Here is a 15129-nt window from a genome sequence, read left to right on the forward strand (position 1 = left end):
GAGCTGTCTCAGAGGACGTTCACGGCCCGGGCCGCGACCACTGCGATCGTGAGCAGAGCGATCGCGGACTGGAACGCCATCAGCACCTTGACCCGCGCGGTCAGCGGCATCGTGTCGGTCGGGCTGAACGCGGTCGCCGCGGTGAACGCGACGAACAGATAGTCGGTGAAGCCGGGGATCCACTTGTTCCACCCCGGCAGGTCGACGGTCATCTGCGGGAACAGCAGATCGGCGCGCTCCTCGGCGCGCTCGTGCTCGGGCGCGCGGGCGAACGGACCACCGCGGTCGACCTCCCAATACCAGACGCCGAACGCGACGACGTTCGTCACCCAGATCAGGGCCGCCGACTTCACCAGCACCAGTCCGTTGTTCGCGTCGCCGGAGTTGAGGTAGACGATCAGCTCGGCCAGGTAGACCGCGTTCGCCAGCACCAGAACCGCCAGCAGCGCCAGCTCGACCCAGCGCAGCCAGGGCTCGTCACGACGCAGATGGAACGGATTCATCCAGATCAGCGGCAGCAGGAGCAACGCGCCGAGCGCCGGCATTACCCAGCGCGGGAATGCCGCGATCTGCGTCGGAACCAGCAGTTGCAGGATCAGTACGGCGACCACCGCCAGCGAGGCCGGCCAGCGCCGGATGTGCCGCATGTTCATGGAGTCAGTATGGATGCGTCGACTACCGCTTGCCCCACTTCGGTACGCCGGTAGTGCACCCGATGACCCGTACGGCGCCGAGTCGCGAGACCGGCGTCGTGGAGCGCGGAGAGGTGTTCGGCGACCGTAGCCAGCGCCAGCCCGTGTTCGGCGGCGAGTGCACTGGTCGTGGCGGGCGGGTCGAGGGCGACGAGCAGCGTGGCCCGGGTGCGACCGAGCAAACGAGCCAGTGGGTCCGGGGGAGTCGGGGCGTCGGACCAGAGGCGGGCCGCGCCGCGGGCCGGATAGATCAGCGCGGGCTGGTAGTTGGGGTCGACGATCATCACCAGGTGCGGCCAGGCGAAGACGCCAGGGACCAGGAGCAGTCCCTGGCCGGTCAGTTTGTGCGAGGGCTCGCGGTACTGGCTGGCGATCAGCCGGTCGTCCTCCCAGGTCAGCGTCGGGTGGAGGTCGTCGAAGAGTGCCGCCAGTCCGTCGTCGGTCAGCTGACTGCCGCGATAGGCGATGTCGTCTTCGAGCACCCGGCTGATCATCGGCCAGTCAAACTTGATCAGGGCCTCCCACGCGCTCTCGATCTCGTCGGCGAGGCGGTCCCGGGCCCTGGCCGGGTTGGCGAGCATGCGGTCGATCTCGGGTGCGCCGGGGTTGCTGAACTCGTCGCGGGACCGGGTGAGTTCGCGGCGGACCCGGTCGACCGGCGTACTGCGGACGCGGGCGAGTTCGGTGCTGAGCTTGGCCCGGGACGCTTTGGGTGGTGGGGTGATGAAGTCCGGAGTGAAGCCGGTGCGCGGCTGCAGGGCGTTGAGTCCGCTGAGGTCCAGACCGGCCGCGGCCTCGATCTTGGCGGCCACCCAGGGGGCGTACATCGGTCGGTGCCGGAATCCGTTCAGCACCCGGACGGCGGAGACCGTCTCCCACAACGGTGACGCCCCGAAACGGCAGCGCAACGCGTCGCTCTGGGTGAACTGCAGGACGGTCATCCGCCGGAACTTTCGGTCACAACCAAAAGTCTAGGTCGCAGGGGTAATCGATGCTTGGGCACGGTCGCTGCCAAAATTGCGTTGTCGATTCTGATCTTCGAGCGCACCGGATCACCGTTGCTCTCGGCCCTGGTTCTGGTCTGCTCGTTTCTACCGTATGCGCTGGGCGGAATCCTGCTGTCGTCCGTCGCGGATAGGTTCCCGGCGCGGCGGGTGCTGGTCGGGTGCGACGTGCTGAGCGCGGTCTGCATCGCGTTGATGCTGATTCCGGGGTTGCCGGTCGGCGCACTGCTGGGCTTGTTGCTGGTGACGGGAGTAATCGCGCCGATCTTCGCCGGAGCGCGCGCGGCGAGTCTCGCGCAGCTGCTGCCGGCCGAGCTCTTCCCGGTCGGTCGGTCGTTGCTACGGGCAATCAGTCAAGTGACTGTGCTGACCGGATTCGCCGTGGGCGCGGCGGCTGTGGCAGCGGTTGGTGCACCGTGGCTGCTTGCGGTCGACGTGGTGACGTTTCTGGTCTCCGCGCTCGTGATCGGATTCGGTACGCCGTACTCTCCGGCAGGCGAGCGAAATCGCGGTACGGTGCGCGACTCGTGGATCGGGCTGCGGTACGTGTTCGGGCATCCGCGGCTGCGGCCGCTGATCCTGCTGACCTGGGTGGCGCCGGCGTTCTCATCGGTTCCGGACGGGCTTGCGGTTGCGTACTCGGCCCAGACGGGCGCTGCGCCGGCTGCGGCTGGGGCGCTGTTCACCGGGTACGCGGCCGGCACTGTGCTCGGCGAGCTCGTCGTCGCAAGGTTCAACTCTTCCTTGCGGCGACGGCTCGTCGTTCCGCTGCTGCTGGCCAGTCAGCTACCCGCGATCGCCTTCCTGGCCAAGCCGTCCGTACCGGTCGCAGCTCTCGTGCTCGCAGTGTCGGGAGCTGGGTATGCGTTCAACCAGGCTGTCGATCCGATGATTCTCGAGGCGGCCGATCCGGCGTACCGGGGTCGGTTGTTCACCGTGCAGACCAGCGGGCTGATGGCGATCCAAGGCGTGAGCATCGCGCTGGCCGGTGTGGTCGGAAGCTTTGTCGCTCCCAACCTCACCATCGCCGTCGCCGGCGTCTGCGGAACCATCGTTACGCTGCTGATCGCGTACCGCGCCGTCGTGCGCCCAGCTGAGCTAGCTGCTCACGACCAGCGCTGGTTGGCGCCGCCGTTGCGACCGAGGGTGTAGACGTCGCCGCCGCCGTTGCTGTCGAGATAGCGGCCGGTGGCGCCATGCCTGATGTCACGCTCGGGCTGCCGTGCCCACCACTGGTAGGTGTTGCCGGTATTGCACGGGTTGCTATAGACGGCCCCGCTCGCGTTGGCGTCGAGACAGAGTCCCGTCGCGACGCTCCTGAGCATGCCGAACTCCGGCCGGTCCGATCGCACCCACTCCCACTTGTGCTCGGTGAATCCCGAGCAGCCGGTCGTTCTGATCAGTTGGGAGTCGTGGGTGTTCGCCGTGAGGCAGAGGCCGGTGCCTTCATTCCGGAGGGTCACCGACGCGGTCACCGAGGCCGGAGCCGCAGCGGCCGGAACGGCCACGGCGACCGATCCCGCGACGACGATTGCGCTGAGAACTGCACGAATTCGCATTCGAGGAACTGTAGACAGCGGGAATAGACCACTCAACGGTTTCGAGCAGGCTGGAAACCCGTCCGGATCAGGCGCTGGAGCGGACGATCAGCGGGGCAGTGACCAGCTTGCCGGGCTGGTCCTCGTCGCCGTTGATCTCCAGCAGGGCGCGATCGAACAGGCTGGATGCGATGTCCCGCAACGGGATCCTGGCCGTCGTCAGCGGGGTGTCGAGCATGCTGGCGAAGGGGAAGTCGTTGAAACCGGTGACGGCGACGTCTTCGCCGACGTGGACGCCGCGACGTTGCAGGGCGCGCATGGCGACCACCGCGAACGCGTCGTTGTCGGCGACCAGAGCAGCCGGGGGAGTGGTCGCCGAGATGTAGCTGTCGACCTCTTCCAGCGTTCGGAAGGAGTGGACCACTGTGCCGGGGAACTCGCGGACGAACCCGTCCTCGCGCTGGTGGATCCAGGGCAGCGAGCCGTCGGTGCGCAGGTAGAGGGCGCTTTCCCGGCCGGTCTCGCGCAGGTGCCGGGCGATCCCGGCCATCGAGGTCTCGTTGTCCACGTCGACCCAGCACTGCCGATGCTGCGGACCCGTGCGGCCGAACGCGACGAACGGGAACCGCCGCTGGCTGAGGAACTCGATCCGTTCGTCGTTCGGCATCGTCTCCAGCACCACGATCGCATCGACCTGGCGGGCCGCGATCAGCTTCTCGTAGAGCGCGATCTCGGTCGCTCCCGCGGTCGGCGTCGTGACATGAACGCCGTACCCGGAGACGGCCGCAGCGCGGACCAAACCGTCGAGCAGACCGTGCAGGAAGCCGCCGAGACCGGGGTTCTCGTCGCTGAACTCGTCGTACAGCGGCAGGCCGATCACCTGGCTGCGTCCGGATGACAGTGCCCGGGCGGCGTGGTTCGGGGTATAGCCGAGCTCGTCGATCGCTGCCTGCACGGTCTGAACGGTCGAGGCGCTGACCCGGTGCGGCGCGTTCAGGACGTTCGACACCGTCATCGCGGACACCCCGGCGAGCCGGGCGACATCGGCAACCGTCGTACGGCGTGGTCGTGACACCATCCAGCCCCTCAGTTCCGTTCGATCCTGGCGACTCCGGCGGTCGGTACGTCGATCGCCCACAGTCCTGACGGCGGAGTCGTCGTACGGCGGTACACCTCGGTGCCCGAACAGTCAGACACTACGAGGTCGACAGGTCCGGAACCGGCACCTTCGACCAGAAGTCGCGGTTCGTTGCCGCCGTTCACCAGGATGACGGAGCGATCGCTGTCCTCGAGCCGCACCACCGGATTGGTGAACGCCGCGATCACGGTCTTCGCTCCGACCGCTTTGATCTGCGAATACCGTGCGTCCGACCGCGACGGCAGCAGGACACCGTGCTGCAGCACCTCAAGGTGCTCGCGCATGAACGCCAGCCAGAACCTGGCGACCTTGTCGTGCGACGTGGGCAAGGCTTCGAGCTCCATCGAAACCTGCACCGTGCTGAACAGCGCGCCGATGAACTGCTGCGCCACCGTCTCCGGCGTGGCCGACGCATGCCACATCAGCATGTCCGAGTGCACCGCGCGATCTCCGGCGAGCAGCCGGCTGTCGATCGTGCGGACGCGGTTCTCGACCGGATCCATCGCGCAGTCGCCGGCGCGCAGGAACGTCCCGAACTGCCACAGGCGCGGGTTCACGTAGTCCTGCCGGAACTCGATCAGTACGTCGTCCCGCAGCCGCTGCACCTCGTCCCGGACCGCCTGCAGCAGCCGCTCGACGCCTTCGTCGATCGACGCGCAGTCGGCACCCGGCGCATCCGGCACCGGACCGTCCCACGCCCACGAGTCGATGAAGTCGATCTTCAGCCCGTCGACACCCCAGTCACGCACTGGCCGGACGCAGCACTCGACCAGGTGCTCGCGCACCTCAGGGTAGCGCGGGTCGAGCACCGCGACGACCTCGCCGTCGGCGAACCCGAGCACCCGATCCTTCAACCGCTCCCACGCCTTCGACCGGACGCCGATCAGCGGCGGCGCGATCCACAGCACGTACCGCAGTCCAAGCTCGTGCACCCGGCGTACGTGCTCGGTCATGTCGGGGAACTTGCCGCTCGTCGGCTCCCAGTCACCGCAGAACGCGTAGCCGCGCGCAGTGCTGTCCGTCTGCCAGCCGTCGTCGACGATGATCGCCTCACACCCGTACGCCGCGCTCGCGCGGGCGTGGTGCTCGACTGCTTCGGCCGTGACGTGCTGATGATCGCTGTACCAGGTCGAGTACATCGGCCGCCGCGCAATCTCCGGTACGGCGGCGATCCGGTCACCGAGCTCGGCCGTCCAGTCGGCGGTGACGCCGCGCAGCGCCTCGGCGAAGTGCACGTCGCGCAGATCGATACGGAGGACGAAGCGGGTCGTTTCGATGTCGTCGGCAACCAGTTCGATCAGCTGCTCGGCGGTCTCCTCGTTGACGCCGATCGCGAACTCGCACCCGCGCACGCCCGCGGAGAGCGCCACGGTGAGCAGGTTGCGGTCCTGATCGTCGACGAGACTGCCCACCGGCGCGGATCGGACCGAACGGATCCGGCGCCGCGAGCCCCAGTCGGTCGGGAGCTCCCGGCGCGCGCCCTGGGAGGCCCGCCACAGCGTTACGGCGGACCCGGTCGGCCAGGTCCACTGCAACGTCACCGGGCCGTCGGCCACCACCTCGAAGCGCAGGACACCGGGCTCGCCCGGCGACAACCCGGTGATCGACCGGGCGCCAATCGCGGTGCCGGTGCGGCTCATGGTCCCGTCGGGCGAGCGGATCTCGAAAGTCGTCACGGCGGCGACTATAGCGCTAAAACACGCCCGGCTGAAGTATTGACGAAAGTGGTCTAAGTCTTTACTTTTGCAGAGAAATTTTACCGCTAATATCCGATCGCGGTCACGAACCGAGGAGGCGCCGGTGCTCACTGTGAGCTCCGATTCCGGCTACGTCGAGCAGGCTTTCGTCTGGGCGTCGCGGCGAGCCCTGGACTGGGTCCAGACCGGCGCGGCGCCGGGCAATCTGCCGTCGTACTGGGCGGGCTACCCGTCGCGGGACATGTTCTACTCGCGCGACATCTGCCACCAGGCGGCCGGCGCGCACCTGCTCGGCCTGGACGCCGAGAACTTCGCCATGTTCCGGCACTTCGCCCGGTCGGCGACGCCGGCCCGCAAGTGGTTCCCGATCTGGGCGTTCCATTTCGACGGCCGGATCGCGGCCCTCGACTATCACTCCGACGAGCACTTCGTCCGGGAGATCCCCGCGGTGTTCGACCTCTGCTACCGGGCGCTGGAACAGTACGACTGGACTGGCGACCGCCGATGGCTCGACGACCCTGACCTTTCCACCTACTACCGGACCAGCGTCGGCGAGTTCGTCACCGCGCACGACACCGACGGCGACGGCATCCCCGAGGCCGGCGGCACCGCCGACATCTTCCTCGGCACCGCGACGTACAACGAGCGTGAGGCGCCGCTGCTGATCGCCGGCGACGGCCTCGCCACCCAGTACGCCGTACTGCGGAAGCTGGGCCGGGACGCCGAGGCGGACCGGATCCAGGCGACGTACGAGACCTGGTGGAACGGCGATCACTACGCGCGTGGCGTGACGAAGGACGGCCTCGACTTCGGCTGGGGGCTGGAGTCGCACACGCTGCCGCCGCTGTTCGGGCTGGGCGGTACCGAGCGATCGCTCGACTGGCTCGAGGCGCAGATGAGCTCTGATCCGCCGAAGAACATCGAGTCGAAGAGCTACTACCCGGAGCTGTTGTTCAAGTACCGGCGTGACGAGTCCGCGTGGCGCTGGACGAAGCACCTGATCGACAGCCGGGACGACTATCCGGAGATCTCGTTCACGGTTGTCGAGCACCTGGTCGCCGGTCTGCTCGGGCTGCGGCCGGAGGCCGGCGCCGCGCTCACCATCACCTCGCATCTGCCGGCCGAGATCGGCTGGCTCACTGCCGACCAGGTGCGCGTCGGCGAATGGGACCTGCGAATCACGCAGGAGGCCCGGCGCGCGACCGAAGTCACTGTGCACAGCGGACCGGGGCCGCTGCCGGTGACGGTCGGTACCGAAACACACCACATCCACCCGGGCGACACCGTCCGCGTCGACACCAAGGACCCCTCATGAAGACGTTCCGCTTGATCCCCGCCGCCGTCGCGCTGCTGCTGGCCGCGGGATGCGCCACCACCAGCCAGCCGGCCGGCAACACGGCGCAGGATTCCGCCGACATCACGTTCTCGTTCTGGGGCACGAACTCGGAGGCCGCCTCGCTGAAGGCGATCGCGGCCGCGTTCGAGCAGGCCAACCCCGGGACCAAGGTGACCACGAACTGGATCCAGGCCGACTACGAGCAGAAGATCCAGACCTCGATCGCCGGTGGCACGCAGTCGACGGTGATGGAGATCAGCAACACCAGCCTGGCCGGGTTCGCGCCGAGTTTCGCCGAGCAGCAGGTCGACCCGGCGCAGTACGTGCAGCCGAACATCTCGTCGGCGCTGCAGTTCGAGGGCAAGTACTACGCGATGCCGTTCGCCGCCAAGCCCAAGGTGATGGCGGTCAACGTGGACGCGTTCAAGGCCGCGGGGCTTCCGTTGCCGAGTGCAACGACACCACTGACGCTGGACGAGTTCAAGACCCTGGCCGCGAAGCTGTCGCACGGCGACGGCAAGGCGCGCGTCTTCGGTTCCAGCAACCTCTGGTACCGCGGCTGGCTCACCGCGGCCGGTGGCGGCTACTACAACGCGGACGCGACCGCGTGCACCTTCGGCGACGAGACGGGGGTCAAGGCAGCGCAGTACGTCGTGGATCTGCAGAAGGAGCGTTCGGCGCCGACCGCGGCCGACGTCCAGGGGCAGGATCAGGCGCAGTGGTTCGCGGCCGGCCGGTTGGCGACGTTCAGCGACTTCGGGCCGTGGACGGGCGCGGACTTCGCGAAGATCAGCAAGCCGAACTGGACGCTGGTCCCGGTGCCGGGCAAGGGATTCCCGATGGAGGTCGACGGTCTCGCGATCAGCAAGAAGGCGACCGGTAAGCAGCTCGAGACCGCGAAGAAGTTCGTCGAGTTCGCCGGGACCCAGCAGGCCGCGCAGGACCTGCTCATCCAGGGCAACACGGCGCTCGGCGTACCGGTGATCGCAGCGTCGACGGCGACGCTGGAGAAGGTGCTGCCGGCCGACCGGAACCTGGCCGCGTTCACGACCGCGCTGAAGTCCGGCATTGTCGGGCCTTCGGTGGCGCGCGAGGCACAGATCTCCGGTGACGCGGAGAAGGGCATGACGAGCTACACGCCGCTCGGCAGCGGGAAGGACGACGTCGCCAAGGTCCTGCCCGAGCTGGCCGCGAAGTGCACTGAGGCCCTGAAGAAGTGAATCCCACCATCGGCTGGATCCGGGACCTGGCGGCGTCGTGGGGTGTTCCCGCCGTCCTCGTACCGCTGGTCCCGTTCCTGCTCCTGCTGATCGTCCTGTACGCCGTGCTCGGGCTGGCGGCGTACGGGGCGCGGCGGCGGTGGCCACGGGCCGACAAGACGATCGCGTTCTGGATGTTCATCTCGCCCTGGCTGATCGGGTTCGCGATCTTCACCGTCGGGCCGATGATCTCGTCGATCTACGTGAGCCTGACCTCGTGGGACCTGATCACGCCGCCGCGGTTCGTCGGGTTCGCCAACTACACCGAGGCGTTCCAGGATCCGCGGGTCGGGCAGGCCCTGAAGGTGACCCTCCTGTACGGCGTGATCAGCGTGCCGCTGCAGACCGCGCTCGCCTTCGTGGTCGCGCTGCTGCTGAACGCCGAACTCCCAGGGATGCGGTTCTTCCGGACCGTCTGGTACCTGCCGAGCCTGGTGTCCGGCGTGGCTCAGATGGTCTTGTTCCTCTGGGTTTTCAACCCGCAGTACGGCCTCGCGAACGACGTTCTCGCCCACATCGGGATCGAGGGACCGGGCTGGTTCAACGACGCGTCCTGGGCGCTGCCGACGGTGATCCTGATGAGCTTGTGGACCGTCGGTGGCGCGATGGTGATCTACCTGGCCGGGCTCAAGGACGTCCCCTCGAACCTGTATGAGGCGGCCGCGATCGACGGCGCCGGGCCATTGCGGATGTTCTGGCACGTGACCATGCCGCAGATGTCGCCGATCATCCTGTTCAACGCGCTGACCGGGATCATCGGCGCGCTGCAGATCTTCACCCAGGGCTTCGTCGCGAACGGCGGACCGAAGGACTCGCTGCTGTTCTTCGTCTACTACCTCTACGACAACGCGTTCCAGAACTTCCGGATGGGCTACGCGTCCGCGCTCGCCTGGATCCTGTTCGCCGTCATCCTCGCGCTGACCACGGTGACGCTGCGCGGGAGTGCGTTCGCCGTGTACTACGAGACCGAGCTGACCCGAAGGAAGAGGCGATGAGACGCCGCAGTGTGCTCACCACAGCCGCCCTGTACGTCGTCCTGGTCGTCGGCTCGGTGGTGTTCGTGTACCCGTTCCTGTGGATGATCGCCACGTCACTGCGGTCGCTGGCCGGCGTGGGCAGTTCCGGGGCGAGCGTCGTACCGCACGAGTTCTTGTGGGACAACTACGTGCGGGCGGTGACGTCGTTCCCGTTCTGGCGCTACACGCTGAACTCGGTGCTGACCACGCTGATCCCGATCGTCGGGACGGTCTTCTCCTGCACGCTGGCCGGGTTCGCGTTCGCGCGGTTGCGGGTGCGGTTCTCGGGTGCCGTGTTCGGCGTGGTGCTGGCGACGATGCTGCTGCCGGGGGAGGTGACGATGGTTCCGCAGTTCATGCTCTTCAACAACCTCGGCATGATCGACACGCTCTACCCGCTGATCCTGCCGGCCTTCTTCGGGTCGCCGTTCTACATCTTCCTGTTCCGGCAGTTCTTCGCGCGGATGCCGTCGGAGCTGGCCGATGCCGCGGTGGTCGACGGGTGCGGCTGGTTCCGGACCTTCTGGCTGGTCTACCTGCCGCTGGCCCGGCCGGCCGTCGTGGCGGTCTCGATCCTGATGTTCATGGGCTACTGGAACAACTTCCTCGGACCGGCGATCTACATCAACTCCGACCAGTGGAAGACGTTGCCGCTGGCGCTGGCCGGGTTCCAGTCGGTGAACGGGACGGACACACCGTTGCTGATGGCAACCTCGCTGCTGATCACGCTGCCCTGCCTGGTGCTGTTCTTCGCGGCGCAGAAGCACATCACGCAAGGGATCACCTTCACCGGCGGCAAATGAGCTAGCCGCCCAGAATCCCTTGCTGGTAACCCTTTGCGACGGCGGCCGCGCGGTCGTTGACGTCGAGTTTGGTGAAGATGTGACTGAGGTGCGTCTTCACCGTGGCTTCGCTGATGAACAGCTCGCGGGCGATCTCGCGGTTCGAGGTTCCCTTCGCGACCAGCGCCAGCACTTCGCGTTCGCGGGCGGCCAGCGGACTCGTCGCCGGGGCCTGGACGGCCGAGACGAGCCGGGAGGCGACAGCGGGGGAGAGGACCGCGCGGCCGGCCGCGGCCTCGCGAACGCCGAGGAACAGTTCCTCGGGGGGAGCGTCCTTCAGCAGGTAGCCGGTCGCGCCGGCCTCGATGGCGGGCACCGTGTCGGTGTCGGTGTCCCAAGTGGTCAGGACCAGCACCTTCGCGCGGGCGCGGCGGCGCTGCAGCTCGGCGATCGCCTCGAGGCCGCTGCCGCCGGGCATCCGCAGGTCCATCAGGATGACGTCCGGATCGAGCTCGGCGGCCAGGGCCACCGCCTCGACGCCGTTCGAGGCCTCGGCCAGCACCGTGAAGCCGGGAACCGACTCGAACATGCCGCGCAGCCCGTTGCGGACGACCGGGTGGTCGTCGACCAGTAAGAGCGAGATCACCGGTTCCCCCTTCATCGTTCGTCGACCACCAACGGTACGCGGGCGGAGACCGCCGTACCGGCTCCTGGTTCGGCTTCGACGATCAGCGAGCCGGCGATCCGCTCGGCGCGGGCGCGCATGCCGTCGAGGCCGAAGCCGCCGGTGCCCGAGCGGACCGGCAGCAGCAACGGGTCGAAGCCGGCGCCGTCGTCGCGGACGTCCAGCGTCACCTCGGTGTCCATGAAACTCAGCGTCACGCCGACGCGCGACGCGGCCGCGTGCTTGGCGACATTCGCGAGTGCCTCCTGGGTGATCCGGAGCAGCGTCGCGGAGATCTCGCCGTGCAGTCGCTGGACGGTGCCGGTCACCGTCAACTCCGTCCGTACGCCGGTCCGCTCGGCCCACTGGTCGACCGTCCTGCGCAGGGTTGTCGGCAGACCGTCGTCCGAAAGCCCATCCGGGGCGAGGTTCTGGACCGACCGGCGGGCCTCGCCGAGGCTGTGCCGGGCCAGGTCGGTCGCGCGCGTGAGGTGTTCCTCGGCGATCTTCGGATCCGGCGTGGTCGAGACCACTTGCAGCTGGGCGATGATGCCGGTCAGACCTTGGGCGAGCGTGTCGTGGATCTCTGCGGCCAGCCGCCGGCGTTCGTCGGCGACCCCGGCTTCGCGGGCCTGGATCAGCAGCTGGGCGTGCAGGGCGGCGTTCTCCTCCTGCGCCTGCTGGAGCTCGGCGATGGTGACGGCCCGCGCCTCGGAGCGCTGCTCCTCTTGCTCGGCGAGGCGGCCGACGAAGGTCAGCAACGCGTTGTTGGCGGCCAGCAGACAGGCGAACACGATCCACCCGACCGCCCCGTCGGTCGGGATACCGCCGACCTGTGCGAACGAGATCGGTACCGAGTGCGCGAACAGCGCGAACCGCCGCCGGCGCTGCCCGGGGATCAGACTGGCGCTGTCGAAGTAGCCGGCGGCCATGAAGAACGCGAAGAACCCGTTGAGCAGCGCGAGGACGGCGCCGATCGTCCAGCGCAGCACGAAGTAGGTCACCGAGACCGCGTCCGGGCGGGTACGGCGCGGGCCGGCCCACAGCCAGACGAGCTGGAGCACCGCGAGCGCGGCCACCAGCCAGACAGCAAGCTGCCGCTTCCAGGGCTCCGGCGTGATCGCGTCCGCGGTGACGGCCGCCATCACCGTGGAGATGACGAGCAGCGCGGGCGGCGCCACCCGATTGAACAGCGCCCGGCGCCGATCGATGGTGTCGCCCGCCGCCGTCATGGCCTCAGTCTGCATGAGGAGAGCGTCACTCCCAGCGGAACCAGCGGATGGCGCCGGCCGACAGAACAACCACCCAAGCAGCCAGTACGCCGAGATGCGACCACGCGGGCCAATGGCCGGTCGCCGTCTCGCCGAGCGCCTCAGCCGCTGCACCGAACGGCGTCAGCGTGACGATGCGGGCCATCACGTCGGGCATCGCCTGAACCGGCACCCACACGCCCGCGGTGAACAGCGCCGGGAAGTACGCCGCCGTACCGATCGCCGAGGCCATCTTGGCCGTCCGGGCGATCGCCGTGATCAGTGCGCCGAGGGACAGTGCCGCGGTCGCGGTCAGGATCAGCGTGAGTGCGTAGCCGATCGGCTGGCTCGGCAGTTGGACGCCGAAGGCGATCCGGCCGATCGCCAGACAGAGGACGACCGACGCGAGGGCGGCGCCGCCGGCCAGGATCACCTGCGCGGACAGCAGCGCGGACGGCCGGACCGGAGTCGCCGACATCCGGCGCAGGATCCCGCGCTCGCGGTAGCCGGTGAGCACCGGCGGCAGCATCTGCAGGCTGGTGGTGATCACCGAGACCAGGACCAGCACGGGGACGTAGACGTCGATCAGCCGCAGGCCGCCGAGCCCCGGGTCCGCCTTGCGGAACGAGGTGATCGAGCCGAGGATCACGAGCAGGATCGACGGAAACGCGAGTCCCCAGAACAGGATGCCGGGTTCGCGTCGGAACAGGCGGGTCTCGGTGCGCAGGACGGCGACGTACGGCGAGGTGCTCATGAAGTAGCTCCGGTCAGGTTCAAGAAGGCGTCGTCCAGGGTTGCGTCGGTGACCCGCAGTTGGTGGGCGGTGATCTGGTGCCGCGCGAGCAGCGAGATGACCGCGTTCACGGTCTCGTCGGTTCCGCTCAGGGTGATCCGGCCGAGCTTGTGCTCGATCGACGCGAGCCCGGGGAGTGCTGCCAGCTCTTCCTCGTCGACCGGCGCGGACGGCGTGAACGAGATGACGGTCGCGCCCGCCGACCGCGCGATCAGGCCGTGCGGAGTGTCGAGCGCGGTGATCCGGCCCTGGTCGATCAGGGCGATCCGGTCGCACAACCGCTGCGCTTCCTCCATGAAGTGAGTCACCAGGAGCACGGTGACGCCACGCGCCCGGACGTCCTCGACCACCTCCCACGTATCGCGGCGAGCCCTCGGGTCGAGGCCGGTCGTCAACTCGTCCAGTACGACGATCCGCGGGTTGCCGATCAGCGCGAGCGCGATGAACAGCCGCTGCTTCTGGCCGCCGCTGAGGACCCCGAACCGCTTCTTCAGCAGGCTGGTGAGTCCCAGCCGCTCCGCGAGTGAACGCCACTCCGCCGGGTGCGGGTAGAAGGCGGCGTACAGCTCGAGGGCTTCCTGCACGGTGAGCTTCGCCTGCAGCTCGCTCTCCTGCAGCTGCGACCCGAGAACCTGCGTCACCGCCACCCGATCCTCGGCCGGGTTCAGCCCGGTGACCCGGACCTGACCGCTGTCCGGGACCCGGAGGCCGGAGATGCACTCGACGGTGGTGGTCTTCCCGGCGCCGTTCGGTCCGAGGATCCCGAAGATCTCGCCCTCACCGACGCTGAACGACACCCCGTCGACCACGGCGCGACCGCCGTACGACTTGCGCAGACCGCTGACTTCCACCACTGAGCTCATACCCTCGAGCCTCCTCCGAGCACAGCCCGGGCCACATCATCCGTTGAGGTCGACCTGTCAGCCGATCGGTTGATAGGTCTCGATCACGCCGCCGGCGGCGCGGAGGCGGGCGACGGCGTACTCGGGGTCGATCAGGGCCTCGGGGGAGTGGATGCCGGGGGCAACGGGGTCGCCGCGGAGCGCGAGCAGCCGCTCGACGCCGAGTGCGATCCCGACCGCGGTGACCGGCCGCTGACCGCCGGGGTGCCGCAACACGGAGGTGCTGCTGCGATCGCCGGCCGCCAATCGGATGCGTACGTCGTGCGACGGACTGCCACCCCGGCGGCGGCCGGCCGACTCACCCATCGCGAACGCGAACCGAACGTTGGCAGCGCCGGCCGCCAGCGCCAGACTCGGTACGTCGAGAATCCCGACGAGCTGACCGGGAAGCAGTTCGTCGTCGAGGCTCTGGATGTCGACCGCGGTATCGGTGACCCAGCCGAAGACGCTGTCCTGCCGCACGTAGGCAGCGGGCGACGCCTTCGCGATCCGCTCCGTGTCGGCCGCCGCGGCGGGCCCGCCGACGTCCTGGTCGTCGAGAATCGCCGTGATCTCGATCGTCTCGACCGGACCGAACTCACGCACGGCCTGCAGAGTCGCCAGCGTGATCACACCGGCCGCCCAATGACTGGCCAGGAGAATCGGCGCCCGTCGGCCGCCGGCGATGATCTCCGGCGCGATATCCGTCAGGCCACTGGAGATGCTCAGGTACGGGATGGCTCGGTCCTGGGCGTAGCGCAGACCATGCAGGTGCTGGTCCCACACGGTGGCGACGACCGCCGAGTACGACGAGTGGTCCGGAAGGCCGAGGTCGGTCCGGGACAAGTCGACGGTGGCGGCGGACGCCGTACCGAGGGTGTCGGCGAGCTGCTGGGCGCGGCCGAGATCGCGGCCGGCGATCGTCAGGGGCAGGTCGGGATGCCAGTCGCGCAGCATCGCAGCGGTGCTGGAGCCGGCGTAGCCCGAGCCGCCGAGCATCAGAACGGGGTGCATGAAGCCTCCTAAGCTACATTTTGTAGGCTACAAGTTGTAGCTTAGAATCCGAGGGGAGACAAGGG

The 15129-nt window shown here is 68.3% G+C and carries 15 protein-coding genes; 5 read left to right on the plus strand and 10 right to left on the minus strand.

Features of this window, described 5'->3' with window-relative positions; genetic code table 11:
* Positions 1-8 precede the first annotated feature (8 nt).
* Both ABZS29_RS37765 and ABZS29_RS37770 read right to left on the minus strand, forming a co-directional pair.
* Positions 9-653 (minus strand): hypothetical protein, encoded by a 645-nt coding sequence (locus ABZS29_RS37765; RefSeq protein WP_355469767.1) that lies wholly within the window; start codon positions 651-653, stop codon positions 9-11.
* Positions 650-1633: a DUF5937 family protein gene (locus ABZS29_RS37770; protein ID WP_355469769.1), complete on the minus strand. Its 984-nt coding sequence runs from the start codon at positions 1631-1633 to the stop codon at positions 650-652. The genes ABZS29_RS37765 and ABZS29_RS37770 overlap by 4 nt, the downstream gene beginning before the upstream one ends.
* Before the next feature lie 54 nt (positions 1634-1687).
* Between ABZS29_RS37770 and ABZS29_RS37775 the strand changes: the two genes are divergently transcribed.
* Positions 1688-2848: an MFS transporter gene (locus ABZS29_RS37775; protein ID WP_355469771.1), complete on the plus strand. Its 1161-nt coding sequence runs from the start codon at positions 1688-1690 to the stop codon at positions 2846-2848.
* Here ABZS29_RS37775 and ABZS29_RS37780 read toward each other — a convergent pair.
* The 3 genes from ABZS29_RS37780 to ABZS29_RS37790 form a co-directional block, all read right to left on the minus strand.
* On the minus strand, positions 2803-3255 hold the full coding sequence (locus ABZS29_RS37780) for a ricin-type beta-trefoil lectin domain protein (RefSeq protein ID WP_355469773.1): 453 nt from the start codon (positions 3253-3255) through the stop codon (positions 2803-2805). The genes ABZS29_RS37775 and ABZS29_RS37780 overlap by 46 nt on opposite strands.
* A 67-nt stretch (positions 3256-3322) precedes the next feature.
* Positions 3323-4312, minus strand: coding sequence for a LacI family DNA-binding transcriptional regulator (locus tag ABZS29_RS37785; protein WP_355469775.1), 990 nt, complete (start codon positions 4310-4312; stop codon positions 3323-3325).
* 8 nt (positions 4313-4320) lie between these two features.
* Positions 4321-6048: a glycoside hydrolase family 36 protein gene (locus ABZS29_RS37790; protein WP_355469777.1), complete on the minus strand. Its 1728-nt coding sequence runs from the start codon at positions 6046-6048 to the stop codon at positions 4321-4323.
* A 124-nt stretch (positions 6049-6172) separates the two neighbouring features.
* Here ABZS29_RS37790 and ABZS29_RS37795 point away from each other — a divergent pair, with 124 nt between their 5' ends.
* The 4 genes from ABZS29_RS37795 to ABZS29_RS37810 are packed head-to-tail and all read left to right on the plus strand — an operon-like array spanning position 6173 to position 10483.
* Complete coding sequence (locus tag ABZS29_RS37795) at positions 6173-7384, plus strand: hypothetical protein (protein WP_355469779.1); 1212 nt, start codon at positions 6173-6175, stop codon at positions 7382-7384.
* On the plus strand, positions 7381-8625 hold the full coding sequence (locus ABZS29_RS37800; RefSeq protein ID WP_355469781.1) for an extracellular solute-binding protein: 1245 nt from the start codon (positions 7381-7383) through the stop codon (positions 8623-8625). Before ABZS29_RS37795 ends, ABZS29_RS37800 begins: the two co-directional genes overlap by 4 nt.
* Positions 8622-9659, plus strand: coding sequence for a sugar ABC transporter permease (locus ABZS29_RS37805; protein ID WP_355469783.1), 1038 nt, complete (start codon positions 8622-8624; stop codon positions 9657-9659). Before ABZS29_RS37800 ends, ABZS29_RS37805 begins: the two co-directional genes overlap by 4 nt.
* The gene (locus ABZS29_RS37810; RefSeq protein WP_355469785.1) at positions 9656-10483 is read left to right on the plus strand and encodes a carbohydrate ABC transporter permease; all 828 of its coding nucleotides are present in this window, start codon (positions 9656-9658) and stop codon (positions 10481-10483) included. The genes ABZS29_RS37805 and ABZS29_RS37810 overlap by 4 nt, the downstream gene beginning before the upstream one ends.
* 1 nt (position 10484) lies before the next feature.
* Here the strand turns inward: ABZS29_RS37810 and ABZS29_RS37815 are convergent, their stop codons facing one another.
* The 5 genes from ABZS29_RS37815 to ABZS29_RS37835 are packed head-to-tail and all read right to left on the minus strand — an operon-like array spanning position 10485 to position 15064.
* Entirely contained in the window at positions 10485-11108 is a 624-nt protein-coding gene (locus tag ABZS29_RS37815; RefSeq protein ID WP_355469787.1) for a response regulator transcription factor, read from the minus strand.
* Between the two features lie 11 nt (positions 11109-11119).
* Positions 11120-12373: a sensor histidine kinase gene (locus ABZS29_RS37820; protein ID WP_355469789.1), complete on the minus strand. Its 1254-nt coding sequence runs from the start codon at positions 12371-12373 to the stop codon at positions 11120-11122.
* 10 nt (positions 12374-12383) lie between these two features.
* Positions 12384-13130: an ABC transporter permease gene (locus ABZS29_RS37825; RefSeq protein WP_355469791.1), complete on the minus strand. Its 747-nt coding sequence runs from the start codon at positions 13128-13130 to the stop codon at positions 12384-12386.
* On the minus strand, positions 13127-14032 hold the full coding sequence (locus ABZS29_RS37830) for an ABC transporter ATP-binding protein (protein WP_355469793.1): 906 nt from the start codon (positions 14030-14032) through the stop codon (positions 13127-13129). The genes ABZS29_RS37825 and ABZS29_RS37830 overlap by 4 nt, the downstream gene beginning before the upstream one ends.
* 57 nt (positions 14033-14089) lie before the next feature.
* Positions 14090-15064 carry a saccharopine dehydrogenase gene (locus tag ABZS29_RS37835; protein WP_355469795.1) on the minus strand — a complete coding sequence of 325 codons (975 nt, stop codon included), beginning with the start codon at positions 15062-15064 and terminating at the stop codon, positions 14090-14092.
* Positions 15065-15129 lie beyond the last annotated feature (65 nt).

This window comes from Kribbella sp. NPDC005582 (assembly GCF_040605415.1).
Taxonomy (GTDB): domain Bacteria; phylum Actinomycetota; class Actinomycetes; order Propionibacteriales; family Kribbellaceae; genus Kribbella.